We start from the raw sequence: 23,554 nt of genomic DNA, 5'->3' as shown, positions 1-23,554 counted from the left end.
TAGACAGATCGTTTGTACGATGATTTATTATATCTGGCGAGAAGACCCCTACCTCAAGCGTGCAACGGTAGGTGGGGGTAGTTCAATATAAGTGCGAGAAGCTTACATGAATGCTTTTAAAAGAGTTGTGATTAACGGAATTAATCCACCTAAAAATGATAACACTGCAATTGCGATCGCCATAATAATTCCTCCTCTATTATTTTCTGAATATTAAGAATTATATGAGTTTAGTATATTATAGATTTAAGAATATGACAATATGTTTTTTGAAATTTTATATCATCATAGTATTTATCTACTCGAATTACGTACTGACACGATTGGATTTTTGCTTGGTGAAATGAAATGTTAATAAGACTGAAAATTCTATCTTTTTTATTATTTGTCTATTATTTAATTAACTACAAATGATTGGATAAACCTCAGCATAACATAATTGTATGGAGGGTGTAATTTAAAATTCAATAAGGGGGTCTGTTATGTTACATAAGTTCAAACGTTTTTTTGCATTATTAACTGTTTTTATTTTTGTTTCTTGCTCTTTTCCTATTTCATCTACTTTCGCTAGTTCTGTGCAAATATCTGGGGGGATTTTTCCGCCATCAGAATCGTTTACTCCAGGAGATTGGTTTTTAGGGGCAGCTCCTGAGAATAGTTCAAATAAACCACCTATCGTATTCGTTCAAGGTAAGAATGGAAATGCTAAGAACTGGTATGGCGAAACAGTCTATCACGGTATGAACGATATGTATAGCTATGCTTACAATGCAGGGTATCAAACTGTTTTTGTTCAGTTGTATGATGCGGCTGGAAAAGGTTCAGCAAGTGAGTGGGATAATGGGCGTTTGCTCGCTTCTATGCTAGAGCAAATCTATAATCATTTTGGGAAGAAGGTTAATATTGTCGCGCACAGTAAAGGTGGGCCAGACACACAAGCAGCACTTGTTCATTACGGTGCCAGCCGTTTTGTTGATAATGTAGTGACGCTTGCTTCCCCGCATTATGGATCTAACTTAGCAGACTTAGCCTATAGCTGGTGGGCAGGTTGGCTTGCTTCTTTGTTAGGGCAACAGGATGCTGGTACGTACTCTTTGCAGACTGGGGAAATGGCGCAGTTCCGTAATATAACGGATAGTAATCCAAACGCTAAATTGAATCGTTATTATACAGTGGCGGGCACAAGCTGGGGACCAGCCTTCTCTGCATTGTCTGTGGGTGGATTTTACCTCTCCTGGTATGGTGCTAATGATGGATTAGTTAACGAATGGAGTACGAAGCTTCCTTATGGAAAACATCTATTCACAGATTCTAGTCTCGATCATGATAGCATTCGAAAGGGATCAGCTGTATTTTCGCGGATTGAGCCTTATTTACGTAGCACTTCACCATCTCCCTCTATGGTACCCGAAAATATATTGGAAGAATCACAGGGGAATCTGGCCGTTAATGCTAATCAAACGGTATTTGGAGGGGAGCTCCCATCAAATAGCTGGGTGGAACGAACCTTTGCGGTGGATACTGTAACAGATGGAAGTATTTCTGTATTGACTGCAAATCCAAATGTGCAAATACAACTTATTGCTCCATCTGGTAAGATGTACACAAATCAAAATAGCAAAGCAACAAGTGGAGAAGAATATGCTTATTTTCACGGAGCGACCATCCGAACATTCCAAATAGATCAAATGGAAGAAGGGGAGTGGCACTTGAAAATGATGTCAAAGGAAAAAAGTGATGCGTACTTGATGCTCGCTAATTATAAACAAACTGCACCTTTTACGTTAGAAATGCCAGGTAAAGTCAAACAAAACAAAGCAGAATTTAAGTTAACGAAATCTCAAAAGCGTTCCGTAAAGCAAGAAAACGTATCCTTTGATGTACACGTTGTAGATCGGAATGGGAAGTTAGTTTCGAAGTCTAATACACTGCAAAAAGAAGATGCAGCCACATTCACTGGGAAGTTGCCAAATGTTGAAAAATCAGGTGTGTATAACGTAACGATCGATATTAAAGGGAAGAATAAAGAAGGAAAAGCATATACTCGGACGATTGTGCGTTCGGTGTATATTGAGAAATAAAGTGAAACTTTAATCAGTGGGGGTTTTCTTCATCCCCCACTGATTATTAGCCCTCACCAATCGGGTTTTTACGGGCAGTTTATCTCCCGCCTAACTTCTTAAGAAAAGCGGAAGTGGCTCGTTCAGAATGTGAGGGGGGATGGAGCTTCTGACGTAGAGGTGTTTTTTACCTCTTAGGAAGAAGCGAAGCCACCGAATATTCTAGCCACTGAAGCTGGACAATGCTTCCGCTGAATTTTGAGGCGGGAGTATTACTGCCCGTTAATACGGGATAAAATATGTCGAAAGGTACAATAAAAAGACGATAAGTCTTCTTTGACTTTCCGCTTTCTTATTCGTTATAGTCAAAGTACAGGGTAGATGCCCTTATTTTAAGATTGAAGGGAATGGAACGATCATGCAAGGAAAAGTAAAATGGTTTAATGCAGAAAAAGGTTTTGGGTTTATCGAGCGCGATGGAGGAGATGATGTTTTTGTTCATTTTTCTGCGATTCAGCACGATGGATATAAATCGCTAGAAGAAGGACAAAAAGTAGAATTTGAAATTGTAGAAGGCGCGCGTGGTCCACAAGCGGCAAATGTTGTAAAGTTATAATCATTTTATCTGAGAAACATGGTACGCTCTAAAGACCAGCGTTTCACATAAGAGAACCTCCGTTGCATAGCTAGCGGAGGTTTTATCATAAAGAAAACGTTGTCAAAAAGTTGTAGCATTTTTGTAACCGATTCTTCACACATACATACAGTAAATATAATGTGAATAGGATAAAATAAGGGTAGGAAAGATAATACATTTTCTTTTCTACAAAAATCGATAAAAAATATCGATTTTATCAAAAATTTTTAAAATGTAGGAAGGATTTTTGATACCTTTGTCGAAAATCTTATACATAGGCTTGAAAGGAGGAGTTCATCTATGAAATTCAACATTCGCGGTGAAAATATTGAAGTAACTCCAGCATTAAAGGAATATGTAGAGAAAAAGTTAAGTAAATTAGAACGCTATTTTGATACTTTTCCAGAAATTAAGGTAAACTTAAAAGTATACTCTGACAAGCAAAGGGTGGAAGTAACAATCCCGTTTCCAGATTTATTACTTCGCGCTGAAGAAACAAATGGCGATATGTACGCTGCTATTGATTTAGTAGTAGATAAACTGGAAAGACAAATTCGTAAACATAAAACAAAAGTAAACCGTAAGTTACGTGAAAAAGGCTCTGTAAAAGCAATGTTGATTCTTCCAGATCAATCAGCTGTGCAAGAAGAGGTTGCTGAAGATGAATTAGAGCTTGTCCGTACAAAACGATTTGACTTAAAACCAATGGATGTAGAAGAAGCGATTTTACAAATGGATATGTTAGGTCATAACTTCTTCGTCTTTACAAATTCAGAAACAAATGAAACAAATGTTGTATATGGCCGTAAAGATGGAAAATATGGTTTGATCGAAACTAAATAATAATATAAAGGAAAACGCAGCTGTCATGGCTGCGTTTTTTTAGGTTGTATATGAATGTGAGCAGAACGCTGTTTTATTTTCCTATAGATGCATATATGCATTTGGCCGATTGTTGTCATACACATAAAACAAGTGTTACAATTGTCAGTAGGTTTACACTTTTTTAGTAGGCGAAAGAATTCTGTTTTTCATACAAAAATGAAATTGAGTGTTATTAGCGACCAATCAGTGAAAAGGAAACAGACACTGATGGGAGTTTTATTTTAATAAAAGAGGAGCGTATTCTCATGATCGGTATTTTAAAAAAGGTGTTTGATACAAATGAACGTCAAGTAAAACGTATGCAAAAAACCGTGGATAAAATAGAAGCATTGGCAGATCAAATGTCACCACTGACAGATGAACAGTTAAAAGGAAAAACAGTAGAGTTTAAAGAGCGAATAACAAAAGGTGAAACAGTAGATGATTTGTTGCCAGAAGCTTTTGCTGTTGTGCGTGAAGCGGCAACACGTGTACTTGGTCTGCGTCCATATCCTGTTCAGTTAATGGGTGGTATTGCCCTGCATGAAGGAAATATCTCTGAGATGAAGACAGGGGAAGGTAAAACGTTAACTTCTACTTTACCAGTATATTTAAATGCTCTTACAGGAAAAGGTGTTCACGTTGTTACAGTCAATGAATATTTAGCGCAGCGTGACGCAGGTGAAATGGGACAATTACATGAGTTCCTTGGTTTAACAGTTGGTATCAATTTAAATCATATGTCACGAGAGGAGAAACAAGTTGCGTATGCTGCTGATATTACGTACAGCACGAATAATGAACTTGGATTCGACTACTTACGTGATAACATGGTGCTTTATAAAGAACAGCGTGTACAGCGTCCACTGCACTTTGCCATCATCGATGAGGTAGACTCCATTTTAGTTGATGAAGCACGTACACCGCTTATCATTTCTGGACAAGCGCAAAAATCAGCAGAACTATATATATTTGCGAATGCATTTGTGCGTACGTTAACAAATGAAAAAGAATATGCATTTGATGTGAAAACGAAAAACGTTATGTTGACAGAAGAAGGAATCAACAAAGCAGAAAAAGCGTTCCACATTGAAAACTTATTTGATTTAAAACATGTCGCGCTTCTTCACCATATTAATCAAGCGCTTCGTGCTCATGTCGTAATGCATCGTGATACAGATTATGTTGTACAAGAAGGCGAAATCGTAATTGTTGACCAATTTACAGGTCGTCTTATGAAAGGTCGCCGCTACAGTGAAGGATTGCATCAAGCAATTGAGGCAAAAGAAGGCGTAGAAATTCAAAATGAAAGTATGACGCTTGCAACGATTACATTCCAAAACTACTTCCGTATGTATGAGAAGCTTTCTGGAATGACAGGTACAGCGAAAACAGAAGAGGAAGAATTCCGTAACATCTATAATATGCAGGTTCTTGTTATTCCGACGAATAAGCCGGTTATTCGTGATGACCGTGCCGATTTAATTTTTAAAACGATGGAAGGGAAATTTAATGCCGTTGTAAACGATATTGTTGAACGTCATAAAAAAGGACAACCTGTTCTTGTTGGTACAGTAGCAATTGAAACATCTGAGTTGATTTCGAAGATGTTAACGAGAAAAGGCGTACGCCATAATGTCTTAAACGCGAAAAACCATGCGCGCGAGGCAGAAATTGTTGCTGAAGCAGGTTATCAAGGTTCGGTGACAATCGCGACAAACATGGCGGGACGTGGTACGGATATTAAACTTGCAGAAGGCGTACGTGAAATCGGCGGTTTAGCCGTTATCGGTACAGAGCGTCATGAAAGCCGACGCATCGATAATCAGTTGCGCGGTCGTTCTGGACGTCAAGGGGATCCAGGTGTGACGCAGTTCTATCTATCAATGGAGGATGAACTGATGCGTCGTTTTGGTGCTGATAATATGAAAGCGATGATGGATCGTTTAGGTATGGATGATTCACAGCCAATCGAAAGTAAAATGGTATCTCGCGCTGTTGAATCTGCACAAAAACGAGTAGAAGGTAATAACTACGATGCACGTAAGCAGCTTCTTCAATACGACGATGTACTTCGTCAGCAGCGTGAAGTTATTTACAAGCAGCGTCAAGATGTAATGGAATCAGAGAATCTACGCGGTATTATTGAAGGAATGATGCATTCTACAGTAGAGCGCGCGGTAGCTCTTCATACGCAAGAGGAATTAGAAGAAGAGTGGAACATTGCTGGTCTTGTTGAGTACTTAAATACAGCTCTTTTACAAGACAGTGATGTGAAAGAAGAAGAACTACGCCGCTTAGCGCCAGAAGAAATGATCGATAGCATCTTTGCGAAAGTGAAAGAACGCTACGACGAGAAGGAAGCGCAAATGCCAGAAGCACAAATACGTGAATTTGAAAAAGTAGTTGTATTCCGCGTTGTAGATACGAAATGGATGGATCACATCGATGCAATGGATCACTTACGTGAGGGTATTCATTTACGTGCGTATGGTCAAATTGATCCACTTCGCGAATATCAAATGGAAGGCTTTGCGATGTTTGAAGCGATGATTGCTTCTATTGAAGAAGAAATTTCTCGTTACATCATGAAGGCGGAAATTGAACAAAACTTAGAACGTCAAGAAGTAGCGCAAGGAGAAGCAGTTCATCCACAAGATGACGATGACTCTGCAAAAAAGAAACCAGTCGTAAAAGGTGACCAAACAGGCCGCAACGACTTATGCACATGCGGCAGCGGGAAAAAATACAAAAACTGCTGTGGAATCGGGAAATAATATAGAAAAGCGGAGGCGGCTCGTTTAGAATGGGAGGGGGATGGAGCTCCTGACAGAGAGGCGTATTATGCCTCGGAGGAAGGCGCGAAGCCACCGACCATTCTAGCCGCAGGAGCTGGACAATAAAGAAAAGCGGAAGCGGCTCGTTCAGAATTTTTTTCTCATGAATGGAAAATTTTAATAAACATTCATATAATAACAAGAGATGAACTCTCTCTCGCAAAAGCAGAGAGAGTTTGCCTTGTTGCTAGGATAAAGTAGTGAAGAGCTTACCGCTCTTTCATATGGGATAAATGAAGTAATTACATAGAGGTGACAAAAATGGAATTGGTAGAAATTAGACAAGAACTAGAGAAAATGGCTAAGAGATTAGCGGCGTTTAGGGGGTCTCTTTGACCTCGCTGGAAAAGAAAAGCGAATCGCAGAACTAGAAGAAATTATGATGGGGGTAAGCTTTTGGGATGACCAAAAGAGTGCGCAAACAGTCATTAATGAAGCGAATGCTTTAAAAGATATGGTTGGTAAGTTTAACACACTTAACGAAACGTTTGAAAATCTAGAAGTAACACATGAACTTGTAAAAGAAGAATACGATGAAGAATTGCATGCAGAGCTTGAAGCTGAAGTGAAAACTTTATCTGCAGATATGAACGAATACGAACTTCAATTATTACTAAATGAAGAACATGACAAGAATAATGCTATTTTAGAGTTGCATCCAGGTGCAGGTGGAACAGAATCACAGGATTGGGGTTCTATGCTGCTTCGTATGTATACACGCTGGGCGGAAAAACGCGGTTTTAAAGTAGAAACGTTAGATTATCTTCCTGGTGATGAAGCTGGGATTAAAAGTGTTACGTTATTAATTAAAGGGCATAATGCTTACGGTTATTTAAAAGCAGAAAAAGGCGTACACCGTCTTGTGCGTATTTCACCATTCGATTCATCTGGCCGTCGTCATACATCTTTCGTATCTTGTGAAGTGGTACCAGAGTTTAACGATGATATTGAAATTGAAATACGTACAGAGGATTTAAAAATAGATACGTACCGTGCAAGTGGTGCGGGTGGACAGCATATTAATACGACTGACTCAGCTGTTCGTATTACACATATTCCAACAAATGTTGTGGTAACATGTCAATCTGAGCGTTCCCAAATTAAAAACCGTGAGCATGCAATGAAAATGTTGAAAGCGAAACTGTACCAACAAAAATTAGAAGAACAACAAGCAGAGCTTGATGAAATTCGCGGTGAGCAAAAAGAAATTGGCTGGGGAAGTCAAATTCGTTCATATGTATTCCATCCATACTCTCTTGTAAAAGATCATCGTACAAATACAGAGGTTGGTAATGTTCAAGCAGTTATGGACGGAGAAATTGATGCATTTATTGATGCATATTTACGTTCCCGTATTTCGTAACAGGATTATTTTCCATTAATAAAAAATGCCAACAGGGCGTTGGCGCATACGTGAGAAAATACGAAGTATACCTTCTATATAGAGGGGCAGAAAGAGGAGAGAAGTTGTATGGCGACTTCTCTTTTTGGTGGGTGTAGTTGTAGCATACAAGCTGTATATTACTTTGTAAAAAGTAGAAAATAATAAAATGCTGAATGTGATAGAACAAAAAATAGAGTGCATTTTGGATTCTTTATACTATATAAATACAAATTGAAAAAACGACATAAAAACCTTTCTTTTCTAAATGGGCGAGAGCATCTGGCCATGCATAGCAGCGGTCAGGGCCTTTTCCTGCCACGTGCAAGGGTTTAAAACAAAGAGAGGAAACGAGTGCAGATCATGTTTTGTTCTGCATAGCAATGATTTACATGTTGGAAAATCAAAATGGATTTATAGCGGGAACATTTATTTTTTTTTTGCACCCTATCACTTGTTCACGAAATTGAAACAATTACTGAAAAGCCTTAAGCTTGCAAGAGACCATCATAATTTAGGATAATATTGGGTATGAAGGTAAGTTTTGAAATTGCAGGGAAATCATTATAATGCTATTGAGGGATCAATTAACAGTGGGGAGTGATATAGATGAAAAAGAAATTATTGATGATTGTATTAGGCACATCGTTAGCCCTTACAGTAGGAGCATGTGGAAAAAAAGAAGAAAGTAAACCTTCTAGCCCTGGCCAAGCAGCAAGTGCTGATGGTGCTGAGAAAATATTCCAAAAAAGCTGTGCAGGTTGCCACGGTAATGACTTACAAGGATTAACTGGACCAGCGTTACAAAAAGTGGGCGGAAAGTATGAGAAAGAAGATATTGAAAAAATCATCACTAAAGGCCGCGGCGCTATGCCAGCTGGTTTAATCCAAGGCGAAGATGCAAAAAAAGTAGCAGAATGGTTAGCTGAGAAGAAGTAAGAAAGAAAAGCGGAAGCGGCTTGCTCAGAATCGCAGGACGTTGGAGCCCCCCGAAAGAGAGGTGCTTTTCACCTCGTCCGAGGGTGCGAAACGACCGGAGATTCTAGCCGCAGGGGCTGGACAAGAAAAGCGGAACCGACTCGTTCAGAATCGTTTTATGGAATACAAATAAATAAGACCTTTTTGTGTGTCGGCAGAAGGTCTTATTTGTTTGTTACATGTATATTTTGCGCTGTGTAACATAAATGTAACAAACTTGTATCCGAATTTAAAACGGAATGATGGTACAATGTAGGTCGTAGTGCCTTCTTGTAGAATTTTGGAGAAAAATTTTTACATATTTAGATAATGTAATAGTGAAAAAAAGTAGAAACGACCGAAGATTTTAGCAGCTAGAGCTAAACACCAAGAGTAGAAAGTGTCGAAAAAATCATTAGTATTGGGTGATAAATAATGATAACAATGACGAATGTTTATAAGGAGTATCCAAATGGCATGAAAGCCGTTAATGGACTCACAGTAAAAATTAAGCAAGGTGAATTCGTATATGTAGTAGGACCGAGTGGAGCCGGGAAATCTACATTTATTAAAATGATGTATCGTGAAGAAAAACCGACTACAGGATCTATTAATGTAAATGGTTTAGTAATTGAAACTTTAGCAGAGCGTGACGTACCATATTTTCGTCGTCAGCTAGGCGTAATTTTCCAAGATTTTAAGTTACTTCCGAAGTCAACTGTATATGAGAATGTTGCGTTTGCTTTAGAAGTAATCGAAGAAGAACGCGAAGTGATTCGTGAGCGTGTTATGGAAGTATTAAATCTTGTAGGTCTTGAAGAACGTGCTGATTCAGTGCCAAGTGAGCTTTCTGGTGGGGAACAACAACGTATTGCAATTGCAAGAGCGATTGTGAATCGTCCGAAAGTTGTAATTGCCGATGAACCAACAGGTAACCTTGATATAGATACAGCGATGGATATTATGAGTATCTTTAAGCGCATTAATGAGCGCGGTACAACAATTATTATGGCAACGCATAATGCAGATATTGTAAATACAATTCGTCATCGTGTAATTGCGATTGAAGATGGAAAAATTGTTCGAGACGAGATTGAGGGAGGATACGGATATGAAGACTAAAACCCTTAGTCGCCATTTACGAGAAGGTATCAAAAATTTATCCCGTAACGGATGGATGACATTTGCTTCTGTAAGTGCAGTAACAGTTACATTATTGCTTGTAGGTGTCTTTTTAACAGCGATTATGAACATGAACCATTTTGCAACGAAGGTAGAACAAGACGTAGAAATTCGTGTACATATTGATCCAGCAGCTAAGAAAGAGGATCAAAAGAAATTAAAAGAAGATATTTCAAAGATTTCGAAAGTCGAGTCTGTCAAATATTCTTCTAAAGACACAGAACTAAAAAAATTGATTAAAAGTTTAGGTGATAGCGGAAAATCATTTGAGCTATTTGAACAAGATAATCCGTTAAAAGATGTATATGTTGTAAAAGCGAAAGAACCAACTGATACAGCTGGTATTGCAAAGAAAATTGGAAAAATGCAATTTGTAAATAAAGTACAATACGGACAAGGCGAAGTAGAAAAATTATTTGATACAGTAAAAGCTGGCCGTAATATAGGGATTATATTAATTGCTGGTCTGTTATTCACAGCGATGTTCTTAATCTCTAATACAATTAAAATTACAATCTATGCACGAAGCACTGAAATTGAAATTATGAAACTTGTTGGAGCAACAAACTGGTTTATTCGTTGGCCATTCTTATTAGAAGGGTTATTCCTAGGTGCACTAGGTTCAATCATTCCAATTATTATGATTTTGACTTCGTATAATTCGCTTCAATCTATGTTTAATGAGCAATTTGCAGGAACAATTTTCGAATTGCTTCCATACAGCCCGTTCGTTTTCGAGCTATCTGCATTGTTAATGCTAATCGGTGCATTAATCGGTATGTGGGGAAGCGTTATGTCAATCCGTCGTTTCTTAAAAGTATAAAGTGTAAAAAGTTGCAAACATATTTCGTACAAGCTTATCATATAGTAGAAATAGTTAAAGGCATCGCACAGTGTGTGATGCCTTTTCATACACCATTGTGTGTTCGGAAAGGGGAATTCCGCATTGAAACGTAGAGTTGCGATTATAGGAATGGTTGTAGCGTTCTTCATTGGCGCTGGCGGAATGTTTGCGGGGATGTATTGGTTTGGAAATAGCTCTTACACCGCGCAATCTATTACAGGAAGAGATGCTAATGTAAAACAAGCGGATTTGGATAAAATTCGCGAAGCGTATGCATTAATTGATTCACGTTATGTTGAGGAAGTGAAGGATGACAAGCTAGTTGAAGGAGCTATTCAAGGGATGCTTGCAACACTGAAAGATCCATACTCTACATACATGGATAAGAAAACAGCGACGCAATTTGAGCAATCGCTTGACCCGGAGCTAGAAGGAATCGGTGCTGAAGTCAATAAAACGGATGAGAAATTAATTATTGTGTCACCAATTAAAGATTCGCCGGCAGAAAAGGCAGGTCTGAAACCGAACGATCAAATTTTAACAGTTGATGGAAATGGTGTGAAAGACTTATCCCGCGAGGAAGCAGTTATGAAAATTCGCGGAAAAAAAGGGACAACAGTTACGCTTGAAGTGAAGCGTTCAGGAGTTACGGATCCGTTAACATTTAAAATTAAGCGTGATAAAATTCCGATTTTCACTGTATTTAGTTCTGTGAAGAAAGAGAATGGAAAGGATATTGGATATATACAAATTACATCATTCTCTGAAAAAACAGCGAAAGAATTTAAAGATCAGTTGAAAGAGCTTGAAAAGAAAAATATACAAGGGCTTGTCATTGATGTGCGCGGAAATCCAGGCGGTTATTTAACAAGTGTTGAAGATATTTTAAAAGTGCTTATGACAGACAAAAAGCCAATGCTTCAAGTAGAGCAGCGTAATGGTGAGAAGCAAAAGTTCTACACATCGTTAAAAGAGAGAAAACCGTATCCAATCTCTGTATTAGTTGATAAAGGCAGCGCCTCTGCTTCTGAAATTTTAGCAGGAGCGTTAAAAGAAGGAGAAGGCTATTCTCTTGTTGGTGAGAAAACATTTGGGAAAGGTACTGTTCAGCAAGCTGTACCGTTTACAGATGGCAGCAATATTAAATTGACAATGTTTAAATGGTTAACACCAGAAGGCAACTGGATTCATAAAAAAGGAATTGAGCCGACGGTTGAAGTGAAGCAGCCTGATTACTATCATGCAACGCCAATGCAAATTGAAAAAGCGTTGTCTTACAATGATAATGATGAGCAAGTGAAGCATGCACAAGAGATGTTAAAGAGTCTTGGATATGAACCAGGTCGTGAAGATGGCTACTTTAGTAAAGAAACAGAAGCAGCTGTGAAAGCATTCCAAAATGCAAACAGTATGGATGCAACGGGTAAGCTTGATAAAAAGACAGCAGAGACAATCCAGAATAAAATTGTTGAAAAAATTCGTTCTGGTGAAAACGATCTGCAGCTTCAAGCAGCACTGAAATTAATGGCGAAATAAGAAAAACTGCCGGGAAGAACCCGGCAGTTTTTCTATATCTTGATGTGATAAGTATAATGTTCTGTATATTTTTTAGGTATTAAACAAACGTTTGATTAATTATGATAAGATAAAATGAAATATCTTATAAATGGTGGTGAATCGTTTCGTGGAAAGTTGGTTATTAGAAATTATGAAGGCAATCTTGCGTCTTTTGGTGCATCCTGCTTTGTATGTTTTCTTTATAAGTAGTTTTTTTGTTGGATATTTACGAGTATTACGGGAACGGAAAGATTTTTCCTTTAAGGTGTATGATGTTTGGTATGAAATGCGTACATCTATATTTGCAGGAATTGGTTTTGGACTCATTTTATCATTGATTGTAGTCGGAGCAGGACTTGTTGTATCACAAGCAAGTTTGTTTATAATGGCGATTTGGACGGTACCGTTTGCTATCATTGCTCAGTATAGATTCTTATCACCTGCATATACGTTAGGGATTGCTATTGTAGCAGCGGTATTATCTTCAAAACTTCCATTCCCTTTCTTACAGCTTCAAGAAGGGGAAGAGAGTAGCATTGTATCATTAGCGATTTTACTTGGGCTTATGTTAGTTGTCGAAGGTTTACTTATTTCGAAGAATGCTGTGAATTATTCGACGCCGAAATTGCGAAAAGGAAAACGCGGTTTAAATATTGGATTGCATGAATCGAACAGATTATGGTTGGTACCGTTATTTGTTCTTATACCAGGTGATGCTTTAACGCAGTTTGTATCTTGGTGGCCAGTTGTCTCTGTTGGATCACAAAAGTTTTCTTTATTCTTAATCCCGTTCTTAGTTGGATTTACAAGAACGGTGAAAAGCTTTGAGCCAAAAGAAGCGTTGTTATTCACAGGACGCCGCGTATTTGGACTAGCTGCAGTTGTTCTTTTATTAGGGATAGCGAGTTATTGGTGGCACACATTAGCAATTGTAGCTATGGGAGTAGCAATGCTTGGACGATTGACAATTGCTGTGCAAGAGCGTTTGGAAGATGAACGGCGCCCTGCATACTTTTCTTCCCGCGATAATGGTCTAGTTGTACTAGGCACAATTCCAGATACAGCCGGAGAGGAACTGGATTTGAAACCAGGGGAAATCATTGTGAAAGTGAACGGAATCGTTCCAACAACTGCAGACGAGTTCTACAATGCACTGCAATCAAGAACAACAGGTGCTTTTTGTAAAATGGAAGTTGTTGATACGAACGGTGAGCTTCGCCTTGTACAATATGCTATTTATGAAGGGGAGCATCACGAACTTGGAATTGTTTTTGTAGAACAAGAACATCAGTGGGATACGGAAGTTAGCTGATGTTGTTAAACGAATGGCATATAAAAACGCATCTAAAGCTAGATGCGTTTTTGTGTGCTATTTTTTATTATTTTCTAGTAATATGCAAAATTGTGTATTCGCACCTTTTTTTATTACGATATAATATTTAAATATGAATTTATGAAAAAGGAAATATGGGGGGAACAGTATGAATGAAGCAGTATTAAATATGAGTAATAAAGAAAGGAGCAAACTTAATTTAACATATAAAGACTTATTGATAATAATTGTAAGTATTTTTGGCACTTCATTTATGGTGGGAATGCTTCTTGCTTTAGCTACTGGGGTTTACGGAGAAAAAGCAGTGCATAATATTTTTCAGGGTTATTATTTGCTATTAGTAGATGCAGTTGTTGTTATGCTTGTTTTATTTTTATATAAACCAGCACGCTATTTTATTGCAGATATCTGGAATGTATCAGCTTTAAAAACAGGAAAAACATACATATATATAGTACTTGGGTTTATAGTTATGGGGTTAACACAATATGTAATGTTGGGATTATTAGGTGTAGAAAGTGCGGAGCAGCAACGGAGTCAATTAGGAGTAGAAGCACTTAAAAATGTAGTACAAAGTGTTATATATATTTTAAGTGTGGCTGTTATTACACCAGTTAAAGAAGAAATTATGTACAGGGGTATTTTATATAGATTTCTAGAGAAAAAATATCATTTTCTAGTCGGCCTGATTGTTTCATCAGTTGTATTTGGCCTTTTACATGGCGGTTTTCCAATTACAGCAATGATTATGGGAATGGTACTTGCTATTTTATATAAAAAGACGCAATCTATTTTACCAAGTATGATTTTGCATATTGTATGGAATTTAACTGTAAGTATCCTTACGATATTATCGCTATAAGAATCAAAAGTTTAGAAAGTAAAGTGAAACTTTCAGCAGTGAGGAAATAGCGAGAGAGATTATATGGTTTATCTTTAGTAAGCATGAAATAAAACTTTTTCATGCTTATTTTTTGTAGGTCTTATTATGTCATATATAATTGACATTTTCTGCATTTCACTATAAAATGTCACATATAAATGACAAAAATATAAAGGAGGTATGTATTTGAATAATGTTCGAAAATATCGAAAGCAGGAAGGGCTTTCTCAGTTGGAACTAGCTAAAAAAGTCAACGTTGCTAGACAAACAATAAATTTAATTGAGAACAATAAATATAATCCCTCTTTAGCCTTATGTATTGAATTAGCGAAAGCATTAAACACGGATTTAAATACTTTATTTTGGGAGGAGAGTTAAGTGATGAAAAACAAGTGGAAAGAAAAATTATATTTAAATTTCATAGGAGCGATGAGCGAGAGAGACGAATACCAAAAACAAGAAATAAATAAAGAATTAGCTGTGGCAGGAGTACTGCTATGGTATTTGAATATGTTAGTGATGGTTATCATGTTGGTAGTTGATACGATTCACAACACCCTATCTATAGGAACTATAATTGTTTTCGTAGTGAATATGATTTACGCAACTTATTTAATGCGGAATATAAAAAAGAAAAATTTAAATGATACGGAATGTGCAACAAAAGAGGAATATTTAGAAAAAAAGAAAAAACTAAAAATAGACAGTTTAAAAGCAGGTATGTTTTGGGGAGGGACGATGTTTATCCTCATGTCTTATATTTTTCCTTATTTAAGGTCAGGAGAGATATCTGTTTCTTCATTTAATATTATTATATGGAGTTGTGGAGGAGCATTTTTCGGATTCTCTATGTATGGAATAGCATTGCTTAATTTAAAGAAGTTGTATTAACGAATGAAAATTTCGTAAAAATATAACATATTCTGCTTCTTGAAAATGTCATTGAAATGTCTTTATACATTCTGGTGCAGCAAAATAAATTATGCTATGATGTGGACAAACATAGAATAAAGCCATCTAACGGAGGGATTCACATGCCGCATGTTGTGTTTCGTGGAATTACTACTGAACAATTAAAGGATATAAGTAAACCATTAGTAGAAGAGCTCGCAGAGATTTGTGAGTGTGGTACGGATAATTTTACGTTGGAGCTACCAAGTTCTACATTTGTATACAATGGAGAAGAAATAGAGGCATTTCCTCTTATTGAAGTGAAATGGTTCGAGCGTGGACAGGAAATTCGTGATCGATTTGCCAAGGCTATTACTACATATCTAATGGACTTTGGACTTCCTGAAGTAGAGGTTGTGTTTACGGTTTTCACAGAGTCAGCGTATTATATTAACGGAAAGCATTGTGCAAGTTAAAGTTCGATAAGAGAATGATTTTGTGAACCCTTTCTCAACTAGGAGAAGGGGTTCTTTTCATATGGACTTTAAGTTGTCTTTTTAGCGAAATCGTTTAGACTAATAGAGAGGTGAGAACGAATGAAAGAGAAGGTTTCAAGTACGAAATGGTTCGGACTTGCTGTGCAATCTTTATTGGTACTAGCGGATTATGATGGTATTTGTCCTAGTGCAATTATGGCTGAAAAGTTAGGAACAAAGCCACTTTTTTTAAGAAAAATCCTTACTCATTTAGTTAAAGCAGAACTAATTGTAGCGAAAGAAGGACGAGATGGCGGTTATTATTTAGCTAGAGCAGCAAATGAAATTACATTAGTAGAAGTTTATGATGCGATAAGAGCAGATCCGTATTCAAAAGGATTTCTTGATGTAGATGGAAAAGAGTGTTTTTCTCCTTCGACATGTTCAGCGTTATATGAATTACGAGATGAAATGGAAAGATGGCTTGTAGAGGGGCTGGCAAAGAAAAAGCTAGCTGATTTACTTCCTAAAGAATAAATAAAGTGAAACTTTCATCAGTGAGGACAGCGTCACTGATGGAAGTTTCACTTTATATTTAACTGTTCTTGACAAAGGAACAGTTAGAGGAATATACTGTTCTTAAATTCAGAACAGTTAAAGGGGAGAAAAACCATGTCAGCAAAAAAATCTGCAGCAGAAGAGTATTTAAATAAAATACATGAACTTAATATTCATACGGAAGAGCCGAAAGAGATTACAGATACAGATTTTTTCACAATTGCTAAGGAGCGCCAATCTATACGTCATTACGATCCTCACTTTAAAATGGATGAAAAAGACATTCGTGAAATTTTAGAGCTCGCAACTTTAGCTCCGTCATCGTCAAACTTACAATCATGGAGATTTCTTGTTGTGCAAGATGAAGCAGCGAAAGAAGAATTATTACCAATTGCAAACAATCAAAAACAAATTGTCGATGCTTCTATTGTCATTGCTGTTTTAGGAGATAAACAGGCCTATAAAAATGCTGAGAAAATTTACGGAGAAGTAGTGAAAAAAGGAAGAATGACAGAAGAAACGAAGAATTTCTATGTCAATTCAATTGTTGAAAACTATGGGAAATTCTCTAATGAACAAGCTACTCGTGTGGCAATGATTGATGGTGGTTTAGTAGCGATGCAACTTATGTTAGCGGCAAAAGCAAAAGGTTTTGATACTGTACCAATTGGCGGTTTTCATCCGCAGAAATTTGTAGAAGCTTTTCATGTTCCAGAAAATCTTGAACCTGTCATGTTAATTTGTGTAGGGAAAGCAGTGCAAGCTGGGTTTGACAAAGTTCGCCTTCCACTTGATGATGTGTTAACGTGGAATAAATTTTAATCGAAAAAAACGGGGCTGATCTGGGTCAGCCCTCTTTAGTGTGTTCAGCAAGTCTAATGTTGTCGAAGGATCTTTCTTAGTGTCGAAGCGCCGATATATTGCAAAGAACAGTCGATATATCAGAGGGCAGATCTTTTGCATTCTTGAATTTGACGCAGCAATTGCTCGTATTCATTTTCAAGGAGAACAACATCATCGTGACGCCCTGGCATCGAAATGCGTCCAATTACTTCTGTTAGTTTTGTTTGGAGACGCAATAGTTCCTGCTCTGTTGGATTGATAGAAGATTGTTCAGTTCGTTTCGTATACTGCTCGTAATTGCCTTGAAAGATTCGCGGTTCGTTTTCATCTAGGTGTAAAATGTGGTCAGCAATTTTATGAACAAATGTACGGTCGTGACTAATGAACAACACAGTACCAGGATAATCTTTCAGCATGTGCTCTAGTTCTTCTTGCGTAGCAAGGTCTAAATAGTTTGTCGGTTCATCAAGAAGAAGCAAATTGTAGTCTCCTAAGAAGATTTTTGCTAGTGCGACCTTTACACGTTCGCCGCCGCTTAATACGTTTACTCGTTTATAAACATCGTCTCTTCGAAATAGAAGGCGCGCGAGAATTGTTCGGACGAAAGCTTCGTTATAACGCGTTTCTTCCATTACGTTTTGTAGAATGGTTTTGTCGTTTTGCAATATGGCTAATGTTTGTTCGAAGTAACCAATTTTACAGCTTTTTGAAAGCTGAATTCCACGTTCCTTTGTTTGAATCATATGAAATAGCGTTGTTTTTCCGCTTCCATTTTTTCCGAGAATCGCAAGCTTTGCACCTGGAGTTATACTTCCGTTTATATTGTGAAAGAGCGTGCGGCTACTAATTTTTTTCGTAACTTTATTCAATTGCAGGGCCGTTTTACTATGAATGGGTGCATGATATTGTACATCAAACTTTGTATGCACAATTTCTTTTGGTTTTTCTTTCTTTTCTAATTGCTCTAATCTTGTTTCGAGTGCTTTTGCGGCTTTTTCAACATTGCCTTGGCTATAAGCTGCTCCCATTTTATATAGTCTAGATTCAGAAGAACTAAAGCTTGATCGGATTTTTGTCATACCAGAAGCCCGCTGTTGTCTGCTGGCGATTGCCGTTTCTAAGCGCTGTTTTTCTTTCGTATATTTTTCATATTCCGCTTGCTGGTGCTGCCTTTGTTGCTTCTTTTGCTCCCGGTAGTTTGTGTAATTTCCTTTATATTCTCGAACGGTACCATCTTCAATTTCGATCATCTTTGTACAAATGGCGTCCAATAAGGCGCGGTCATGAGAAATTAAAATAATCGCTCCTTTATAAGATTGTAATGACTGTTCTAGTTGTTCTGTGCCATGCATATCAAGATGACTGGTTGGTTCATCAGCAAATAAGATAGTTGCTTCTTGTTCAAGAGCATGAGCAATTTTTAAACGCCCGCGTTCGCCGCCGCTCATATTTGTTGTAATGTGAGAAATGCCCCATTGTCCTTTTGCAAGAGAAGAGGCTGTTTCCAATGTCTCCTCATGGAACTGCGGAATGGTGGCGATTGAACCGTAATGAGTAATCGTTCCTTCGTCAGGTTCTATTTCCTTACTTAATATTTGTAATAGCGTTGATTTCCCGGCGCCGTTTACACCGACGATTCCAATGCGGTCGTGTACATGGATATCAAGTGCTTGTAACGTAAATAAAGTGCGGTCACCAAAGCTTTTTTCAATGTTTCGTGCTGTTAAAATAGTCATAAAAAAACCTCCCTAGTTTCACTAGAGAGGACAGATTTCACCCGTAGTATGTAAAAAGAGATGCACAAAAAAATGTACACGTATTTTTACATGTTCCTGTCAAAAGAAAGTTATCGACAAAAGGGCATACTAATCCTCTTCTAGTTTTCATCGTTTTGTTTCACTATTTGTGATGGATGAATAAGACGAGAATTAGAACTTCATTGGCCGATGTACCTTCCTTTCATAATTTCACCTTTATTGTATGCATTTGGATGTTTGTTTGTCAAATCATTCTGTTAATTTTTCTTAAAAATTTGATTATATAGTTTTGCCTTTTCGGTTGCTTCTTTGTCATTCACAATCTCTCCTGGTGCATTGGCAGATCCAATTATATAACCTTCAAAAGAAGCATCGACAAAGTCAAAAATGTACTGAAACTGTGCAATGAGCGGAAGTGCTTTTAACTTTGGATTGTCGCCGCCGACAATGACAACATATATTTTCTTATCTTTCATACGTTCTTTGAAATGAAGGGATGCATCTCGTAAGCTTTGCGACCAGCGATCTACAAAGTTTTTCATATATCCGCTCATACCGTACCAATAAAGCGGCGTTGCAAAGACAATGGTATCATGCTCAAGCATTCTTTTAATGATGCTTTCGTAATCATCATCAATTGGTTGAAAGCCCTCCGCATCGTGGCGCTGATCTGTAATGGGTTTGATGGTATGATTGCGTAAATATACTTCTTCAGTTTGGACGCCTTCTAACAGCATATGTGTTAATTGTTCTGTATTCCCATTTGGACGTGAACTGCCGTGTAAAACGAACATCGTATATCAATTCCTTTCCTTTAACAATGTAATGTGTTTTTGTAAATTCGTTTCGATATGAGAAAGTAACGAAATCTGCTTTTTTACTTCCGCAAGCTTATCTTCGTAAAGTGTGATGATACTGCTGCACGGGTTATCGTATAAGTGCGGCTCTATTTCTAAACAGCGCAGCATTCTAGCGGTTTCTTCTAAATTTAGTCCAAGCTGTAAATACATTTGAATAAGCTTTACTTGTTCAATCGCCGTTTCATCAAAATCACGATAGCTATTTGCAAGTCGTTTTGAAGTCAGTAAGCCTTTTTCCTCGTAATGCCGTAGTGACCGTTCGCTTACGCCTGTGCGTTTCGATAATTCTCCAATGCGCAAATCTATCACTCCTTCATTCCTCATTTTAAACCTTCACATTAGTGTAAAGGTCAACGTTGTTGATTCGCAAAGCTTTGCACATGATCTAAAAATACTTGAATCGCGTTAGAAGGAATAAAATATTTTCCCCGTACAATGGAGAACGGGCGCATGAGCTTTTCGTTTGGCACAGGTATGTGACATACTTCACCAGCTTGAAGTTCCTTACGCACTGTCCAGTCTGATAAAATGGCAATGCCGAGTCCGGCAGCAACGGCTTCTTTTACACTTTGAATGCTGCTAAATGTGAAGTAACGCTTCATTTTTAAATGATGGTCGTGAATAAAGCGGTCGCTGTAAGCTCTCGTTCCTGAACCGGTTTCGCGGAGCACCCATACTTGATCTTGCAGCATGTTTGTTTGAATGGGACTTGTTATTGTCAGAGGATGATTTGGCGGAACGACAAGCTTCATTTCATCCTCCATAAATGGTTCTACGTCTACATCTGTGTAGATGACTTGCCCTTCTACTAAGCCAATATCTAGTTGATTCGAGCGAACCCCCTGTAATACCTCTTCTGTATTCGAGATAAAGGTATGAACTTCAACGCGTGGATGTTCCTTTGCATAGTTTGCTAATATTTTAGGAAGAAGATATTCTCCAATTGTAAAACTAGCGCCAATGCGCAGTGTCCCCGTAACGATATTATGAAGTTCATTAATTTCTTGTTTTGCTTCTTCATACAGTGTAAGCATTTGTTTTGCATGTATGTATAAAATGTTTCCCGCTTCTGTGACTTGGACATGTTTTGGTGAGCGCTGAATGAGCGTTGTGCCAAATTCGTTTTCTAAATTGCGAATGTGCATGCTTACACCTGGCTGGGAAAGGTTCAACATTTCAGCAGCTCTAGAAAAATGTTTTTGCTCTACGACTGTTACAAAAATTTTTAAAATGTCGGTGTTTATGAGACTCATTCCTTTCGTTCTTTAAAATTCTATCGTAACTACTCAGCCATACATTTTATTTAGCAATTTGGTAAGGGGTATGATTCCAGTGAAAATACGCCCCTTATTCCCTATAGAAAGTTATGTTCATCTTTCAGCATATAGATTGTTGCTATGAAGATAAAGTGAAACTTCCATCAGTGACGCTTTTCTCACTGATGGCTAGTTGAACCAATCGGGCTTTTACGGGCAGTTGTCCCCCACCTATCTTCTTAGCTTCTCTGAGGTGGGGGTCTTACTGCTCGTTAATGCGGGGTAAAAATGGACCTATACCTTGCTGCCTTTCTTTGTTCTAAAACTTTGCGCGTGGCAGGAAAAGGTTCTGACCGCTCCTATACATAGCCAATCCCTCTCGACCATTCAAAATAATGCTTTTCTGCCTTTTTTTCATAGAGTGACTGAGTAGTTACATTTTATCATAAGTATTTTTGATGATTGAGATAGTATATTGGTATTAAACTTATGATTGAAATGCTCTTATAATGAAAGTAGAACGAACATGCATGTTACAAGATAGTTATTGGAGTGGTACAAAGTGAATCAAATGATAGCGTTACAAAAGGAGAAGCGTTTCGGATTCGCGCAGGGTATTGGGATTACGTTACTTATTGCTATTGTTGCAAAATACTTGGCGCAGCTTCCGTTTTTAAGTATTATGGGCCAATTGGTAATCGCCATTCTCATCGGAATGATATGGAGAGCGGCAATTGGTGTACCGAATCAAGCAATTGCAGGAACGAATTTTGCAAGTAAAAAACTACTGCGTCTAGGAATTATATTACTCGGTATGCGATTAAATTTAGTTGATATTGCGAAGGCTGGCCCAAAGGTATTGGTCATGGCTGCGATTGTCATTACATTTGCGCTTACTGTTGTGTATGCATTAACACGTTTTTGTAAAGTAGAGAAGAAGCTTGGCATTTTAACAGCATGCGGAACAGCGATTTGCGGGGCGGCAGCTGTTATTGCGATTGGACCGCAAGTAAAAGCAAAGGACGAAGAAGTTGCAGTTAGCGCAGCAATCGTTGCGATTTTAGGAACTATTTTTACATTAGCATATACACTGCTGTATCCTGTGCTTCATTTGTCACCGTATGGATATGGGGTTTTTTCAGGGGCGACATTGCATGAAATTGCTCATGTAATTGCAGCGGCAGCACCTGGTGGAAGTCAGTCGGTTGATATTGCGGTAATTATGAAGTTAACGCGCGTTGCCTTTCTTGTACCTGTGGCACTTTTAATTGGCATATGGTTTCAGCGCGGAGAAGAAGCGGGGCAAAAAAAATCTTGGCGTGACATTCCGATTCCATGGTTTATTTTTGGTTTCTTAGCAGTGAGTGCGTTTCATTCGTTAGGAATTGTGCCTGAAAAAATTGCGAGCGATATTGTGGTTGTTGCCTACATGCTTATGGCTATGGCGATGGCTGGGCTTGGCTTAAATGTAGAATTTAAGACTTTTCGTAAACTAGGAACGAAGGCATTTGTTGCAGGACTAATTGGATCGGTATTGCTTTCTGTTCTTGGGTATACGCTTGTGTATGTGTTGCATTTTGTGTAGAGGGCTTGCTGAGCAAGTCCTTTTTTATTGGAAATTTTGTAAAGATATCTTTACTTGTGTTGGAAAATATTTATAATAAAAGTAAAGATATCTTTACTTTTTGAAGGTGGATTCTATGGGTGTACAAAACAGAATTAAAGAATTAAGAAAACAAAATCATATTACGCAAGTTGAGATGGCAAAAGCAATGCAAGTGACGCGTCAAACAATTGTTGCGATTGAAAATCATCATTACAATCCGAGTTTGGAGTTGTCGCTCAAGATTGCCAAATATTTTAAGATGAGTGTGGAGGAGATTTTTACGTTGGAATAGGGGGGGAATGGTGATGGGAAGTTATAAATCGTTATACATAGGGGCTTTTTTAGGATTAATTATAGGAGATATTCTAATATTTATGATGGATTCTTCTATACCGAAGATACCGGTATTATTGAGTAATGTTTTAGCAATGGTATTTCTGATTTTATACACTTATTCCAAAAAGAAAAAGTTTGAACGTGAAGAAATTCCTGAGATCGATGAACGGGTACAGGATAATATAAAGAGATACTTAAATATTTCTTTTATGATGTCATTTATTATTCTCATTTTCTACATTTGTATAAGTAACGCGGTCGGCAGAGAAACGTTACCAATACAAGAAATGTTTCTGATCTGCTGCGCCTTGATGGTTGGGAGTTTTATTGTTGCAACGGCATTTGGAAAACGAGCGTAAAGTAGAGATCGAGTGTAGCGACTTATATGTTGAAAAAGTAATGTATGCAATTAATTTAATAGCTTCTAAGAGGATGA

Annotated in this window: 23 protein-coding genes; 19 read left to right on the top strand and 4 right to left on the bottom strand. The window is 37.7% G+C overall.

All coding sequences use genetic code 11. From position 1 onward, the window contains the following. Positions 1-482: 482 nt before the first annotated feature. The 16 genes from MR076_RS00995 to MR076_RS00920 all read left to right on the top strand — a co-directional run bounded on the left by MR076_RS00995 (position 483) and on the right by MR076_RS00920 (position 17,282). Positions 483-2,081 (top strand): lipase family alpha/beta hydrolase, encoded by a 1,599-nt coding sequence (locus MR076_RS00995; RefSeq protein ID WP_242216751.1) that lies wholly within the window; start codon positions 483-485, stop codon positions 2,079-2,081. Between the two features lie 394 nt (positions 2,082-2,475). Continuing rightward, the gene (gene cspD / locus MR076_RS00990; protein ID WP_242217010.1) at positions 2,476-2,676 is read left to right on the top strand and encodes a cold-shock protein CspD; all 201 of its coding nucleotides are present in this window, start codon (positions 2,476-2,478) and stop codon (positions 2,674-2,676) included. 321 nt (positions 2,677-2,997) lie between these two features. Then, positions 2,998-3,540 carry a ribosome hibernation-promoting factor, HPF/YfiA family gene (hpf, locus tag MR076_RS00985; RefSeq protein WP_020062841.1) on the top strand — a complete coding sequence of 181 codons (543 nt, stop codon included), beginning with the start codon at positions 2,998-3,000 and terminating at the stop codon, positions 3,538-3,540. A 287-nt stretch (positions 3,541-3,827) separates the two neighbouring features. After that, complete coding sequence (secA, locus tag MR076_RS00980) at positions 3,828-6,338, top strand: preprotein translocase subunit SecA (RefSeq protein WP_242216750.1); 2,511 nt, start codon at positions 3,828-3,830, stop codon at positions 6,336-6,338. 321 nt (positions 6,339-6,659) lie between these two features. Then, a protein-coding gene (gene prfB, locus MR076_RS00975) for a peptide chain release factor 2 (protein ID WP_242216748.1) occupies positions 6,660-7,761 on the top strand; the annotation gives its coding sequence in 2 pieces (ribosomal slippage) (positions 6,660-6,731 and positions 6,733-7,761; 1,101 coding nt in all). A 627-nt stretch (positions 7,762-8,388) separates the two neighbouring features. Then, positions 8,389-8,718 (top strand): cytochrome c551, encoded by a 330-nt coding sequence (gene cccB / locus MR076_RS00970; protein ID WP_242216747.1) that lies wholly within the window; start codon positions 8,389-8,391, stop codon positions 8,716-8,718. A gap of 453 nt (positions 8,719-9,171) precedes the next feature. Continuing rightward, complete coding sequence (gene ftsE, locus MR076_RS00965; protein ID WP_277928275.1) at positions 9,172-9,858, top strand: cell division ATP-binding protein FtsE; 687 nt, start codon at positions 9,172-9,174, stop codon at positions 9,856-9,858. Next, a complete protein-coding gene (gene ftsX / locus MR076_RS00960; RefSeq protein WP_242216746.1) occupies positions 9,848-10,741 on the top strand; it encodes a permease-like cell division protein FtsX in 894 nt (297 codons plus the stop codon). The genes ftsE and ftsX overlap by 11 nt, the downstream gene beginning before the upstream one ends. Before the next feature lie 123 nt (positions 10,742-10,864). After that, the gene (locus tag MR076_RS00955) at positions 10,865-12,298 is read left to right on the top strand and encodes a S41 family peptidase (RefSeq protein WP_242216745.1); all 1,434 of its coding nucleotides are present in this window, start codon (positions 10,865-10,867) and stop codon (positions 12,296-12,298) included. A 130-nt stretch (positions 12,299-12,428) separates the two neighbouring features. Next, complete coding sequence (locus MR076_RS00950) at positions 12,429-13,631, top strand: PDZ domain-containing protein (RefSeq protein WP_242216744.1); 1,203 nt, start codon at positions 12,429-12,431, stop codon at positions 13,629-13,631. Positions 13,632-13,800: 169 nt separating this feature from the next. Next, the gene (locus tag MR076_RS00945) at positions 13,801-14,514 is read left to right on the top strand and encodes a CPBP family intramembrane glutamic endopeptidase (protein ID WP_242216743.1); all 714 of its coding nucleotides are present in this window, start codon (positions 13,801-13,803) and stop codon (positions 14,512-14,514) included. A 207-nt stretch (positions 14,515-14,721) separates the two neighbouring features. Beyond that, a complete protein-coding gene (locus MR076_RS00940) occupies positions 14,722-14,913 on the top strand; it encodes a helix-turn-helix transcriptional regulator (protein ID WP_090915898.1) in 192 nt (63 codons plus the stop codon). Then, positions 14,914-15,426 carry a DUF3278 domain-containing protein gene (locus MR076_RS00935; RefSeq protein WP_242216742.1) on the top strand — a complete coding sequence of 171 codons (513 nt, stop codon included), beginning with the start codon at positions 14,914-14,916 and terminating at the stop codon, positions 15,424-15,426. It begins immediately after the preceding gene. Positions 15,427-15,569: 143 nt separating this feature from the next. Next, on the top strand, positions 15,570-15,902 hold the full coding sequence (locus MR076_RS00930) for a DUF1904 family protein (protein WP_242216741.1): 333 nt from the start codon (positions 15,570-15,572) through the stop codon (positions 15,900-15,902). A gap of 120 nt (positions 15,903-16,022) precedes the next feature. Continuing rightward, entirely contained in the window at positions 16,023-16,439 is a 417-nt protein-coding gene (locus MR076_RS00925; protein ID WP_242216739.1) for an RrF2 family transcriptional regulator, read from the top strand. A gap of 135 nt (positions 16,440-16,574) precedes the next feature. After that, on the top strand, positions 16,575-17,282 hold the full coding sequence (locus MR076_RS00920) for a nitroreductase family protein (RefSeq protein ID WP_242216737.1): 708 nt from the start codon (positions 16,575-16,577) through the stop codon (positions 17,280-17,282). A 119-nt stretch (positions 17,283-17,401) separates the two neighbouring features. Here MR076_RS00920 and abc-f read toward each other — a convergent pair whose 3' ends face one another. The 4 genes from abc-f to MR076_RS00900 all read right to left on the bottom strand — a co-directional run bounded on the left by abc-f (position 17,402) and on the right by MR076_RS00900 (position 21,164). Beyond that, a complete protein-coding gene (abc-f, locus tag MR076_RS00915; RefSeq protein ID WP_242216734.1) occupies positions 17,402-19,039 on the bottom strand; it encodes a ribosomal protection-like ABC-F family protein in 1,638 nt (545 codons plus the stop codon). A 278-nt stretch (positions 19,040-19,317) separates the two neighbouring features. Continuing rightward, complete coding sequence (locus MR076_RS00910; protein ID WP_242216732.1) at positions 19,318-19,854, bottom strand: flavodoxin family protein; 537 nt, start codon at positions 19,852-19,854, stop codon at positions 19,318-19,320. Positions 19,855-19,860: 6 nt separating this feature from the next. Beyond that, positions 19,861-20,220, bottom strand: a complete 360-nt coding sequence (locus MR076_RS00905) for a MerR family transcriptional regulator (protein ID WP_242217008.1) — start codon at positions 20,218-20,220, stop codon at positions 19,861-19,863. A 50-nt stretch (positions 20,221-20,270) separates the two neighbouring features. After that, positions 20,271-21,164 (bottom strand): LysR family transcriptional regulator, encoded by an 894-nt coding sequence (locus MR076_RS00900; protein ID WP_242217007.1) that lies wholly within the window; start codon positions 21,162-21,164, stop codon positions 20,271-20,273. Positions 21,165-21,747: 583 nt separating this feature from the next. Here MR076_RS00900 and MR076_RS00895 point away from each other — a divergent pair. The 3 genes from MR076_RS00895 to MR076_RS00885 all read left to right on the top strand — a co-directional run bounded on the left by MR076_RS00895 (position 21,748) and on the right by MR076_RS00885 (position 23,477). Continuing rightward, positions 21,748-22,761: a YeiH family protein gene (locus MR076_RS00895; RefSeq protein ID WP_277928303.1), complete on the top strand. Its 1,014-nt coding sequence runs from the start codon at positions 21,748-21,750 to the stop codon at positions 22,759-22,761. 115 nt (positions 22,762-22,876) lie between these two features. Continuing rightward, positions 22,877-23,074 carry a helix-turn-helix transcriptional regulator gene (locus MR076_RS00890; protein ID WP_098918890.1) on the top strand — a complete coding sequence of 66 codons (198 nt, stop codon included), beginning with the start codon at positions 22,877-22,879 and terminating at the stop codon, positions 23,072-23,074. Between the two features lie 13 nt (positions 23,075-23,087). Further along, complete coding sequence (locus tag MR076_RS00885) at positions 23,088-23,477, top strand: hypothetical protein (protein ID WP_242216728.1); 390 nt, start codon at positions 23,088-23,090, stop codon at positions 23,475-23,477. Positions 23,478-23,554 lie beyond the last annotated feature (77 nt).

This window comes from Bacillus cereus group sp. BfR-BA-01380 (assembly GCF_022663535.1).
GTDB lineage: Bacteria > Bacillota > Bacilli > Bacillales > Bacillaceae_G > Bacillus_A > Bacillus_A cereus_BB.
The sequence above is the reverse complement of the archived record's forward strand: the minus strand, read 5'-3'. Positions and strand labels throughout refer to the sequence as shown.

What these genes read in the sequence shown, in the direction of transcription:
- MR076_RS00995 (WP_242216751.1), top strand. Translation starts at nt 483, where the DNA reads ATGTTACATAAGTTCAAACGTTTTTTTGCATTATTAACTGTTTTTATT.
- hpf (WP_020062841.1), top strand. Translation starts at nt 2,998, where the DNA reads ATGAAATTCAACATTCGCGGTGAAAATATTGAAGTAACTCCAGCATTA.
- secA (WP_242216750.1), top strand. Translation starts at nt 3,828, where the DNA reads ATGATCGGTATTTTAAAAAAGGTGTTTGATACAAATGAACGTCAAGTA.
- cccB (WP_242216747.1), top strand. Translation starts at nt 8,389, where the DNA reads ATGAAAAAGAAATTATTGATGATTGTATTAGGCACATCGTTAGCCCTT.
- ftsE (WP_277928275.1), top strand. Translation starts at nt 9,172, where the DNA reads ATGATAACAATGACGAATGTTTATAAGGAGTATCCAAATGGCATGAAA.
- ftsX (WP_242216746.1), top strand. Translation starts at nt 9,848, where the DNA reads ATGAAGACTAAAACCCTTAGTCGCCATTTACGAGAAGGTATCAAAAAT.
- MR076_RS00950 (WP_242216744.1), top strand. Translation starts at nt 12,429, where the DNA reads ATGGTGGTGAATCGTTTCGTGGAAAGTTGGTTATTAGAAATTATGAAG.
- MR076_RS00945 (WP_242216743.1), top strand. Translation starts at nt 13,801, where the DNA reads ATGAATGAAGCAGTATTAAATATGAGTAATAAAGAAAGGAGCAAACTT.
- MR076_RS00930 (WP_242216741.1), top strand. Translation starts at nt 15,570, where the DNA reads ATGCCGCATGTTGTGTTTCGTGGAATTACTACTGAACAATTAAAGGAT.
- MR076_RS00925 (WP_242216739.1), top strand. Translation starts at nt 16,023, where the DNA reads ATGAAAGAGAAGGTTTCAAGTACGAAATGGTTCGGACTTGCTGTGCAA.
- MR076_RS00920 (WP_242216737.1), top strand. Translation starts at nt 16,575, where the DNA reads ATGTCAGCAAAAAAATCTGCAGCAGAAGAGTATTTAAATAAAATACAT.
- abc-f (WP_242216734.1), bottom strand. Translation starts at nt 19,039, where the DNA reads ATGACTATTTTAACAGCACGAAACATTGAAAAAAGCTTTGGTGACCGC.
- MR076_RS00910 (WP_242216732.1), bottom strand. Translation starts at nt 19,854, where the DNA reads ATGTTCGTTTTACACGGCAGTTCACGTCCAAATGGGAATACAGAACAA.
- MR076_RS00895 (WP_277928303.1), top strand. Translation starts at nt 21,748, where the DNA reads ATGATAGCGTTACAAAAGGAGAAGCGTTTCGGATTCGCGCAGGGTATT.
- MR076_RS00890 (WP_098918890.1), top strand. Translation starts at nt 22,877, where the DNA reads ATGGGTGTACAAAACAGAATTAAAGAATTAAGAAAACAAAATCATATT.
- MR076_RS00885 (WP_242216728.1), top strand. Translation starts at nt 23,088, where the DNA reads ATGGGAAGTTATAAATCGTTATACATAGGGGCTTTTTTAGGATTAATT.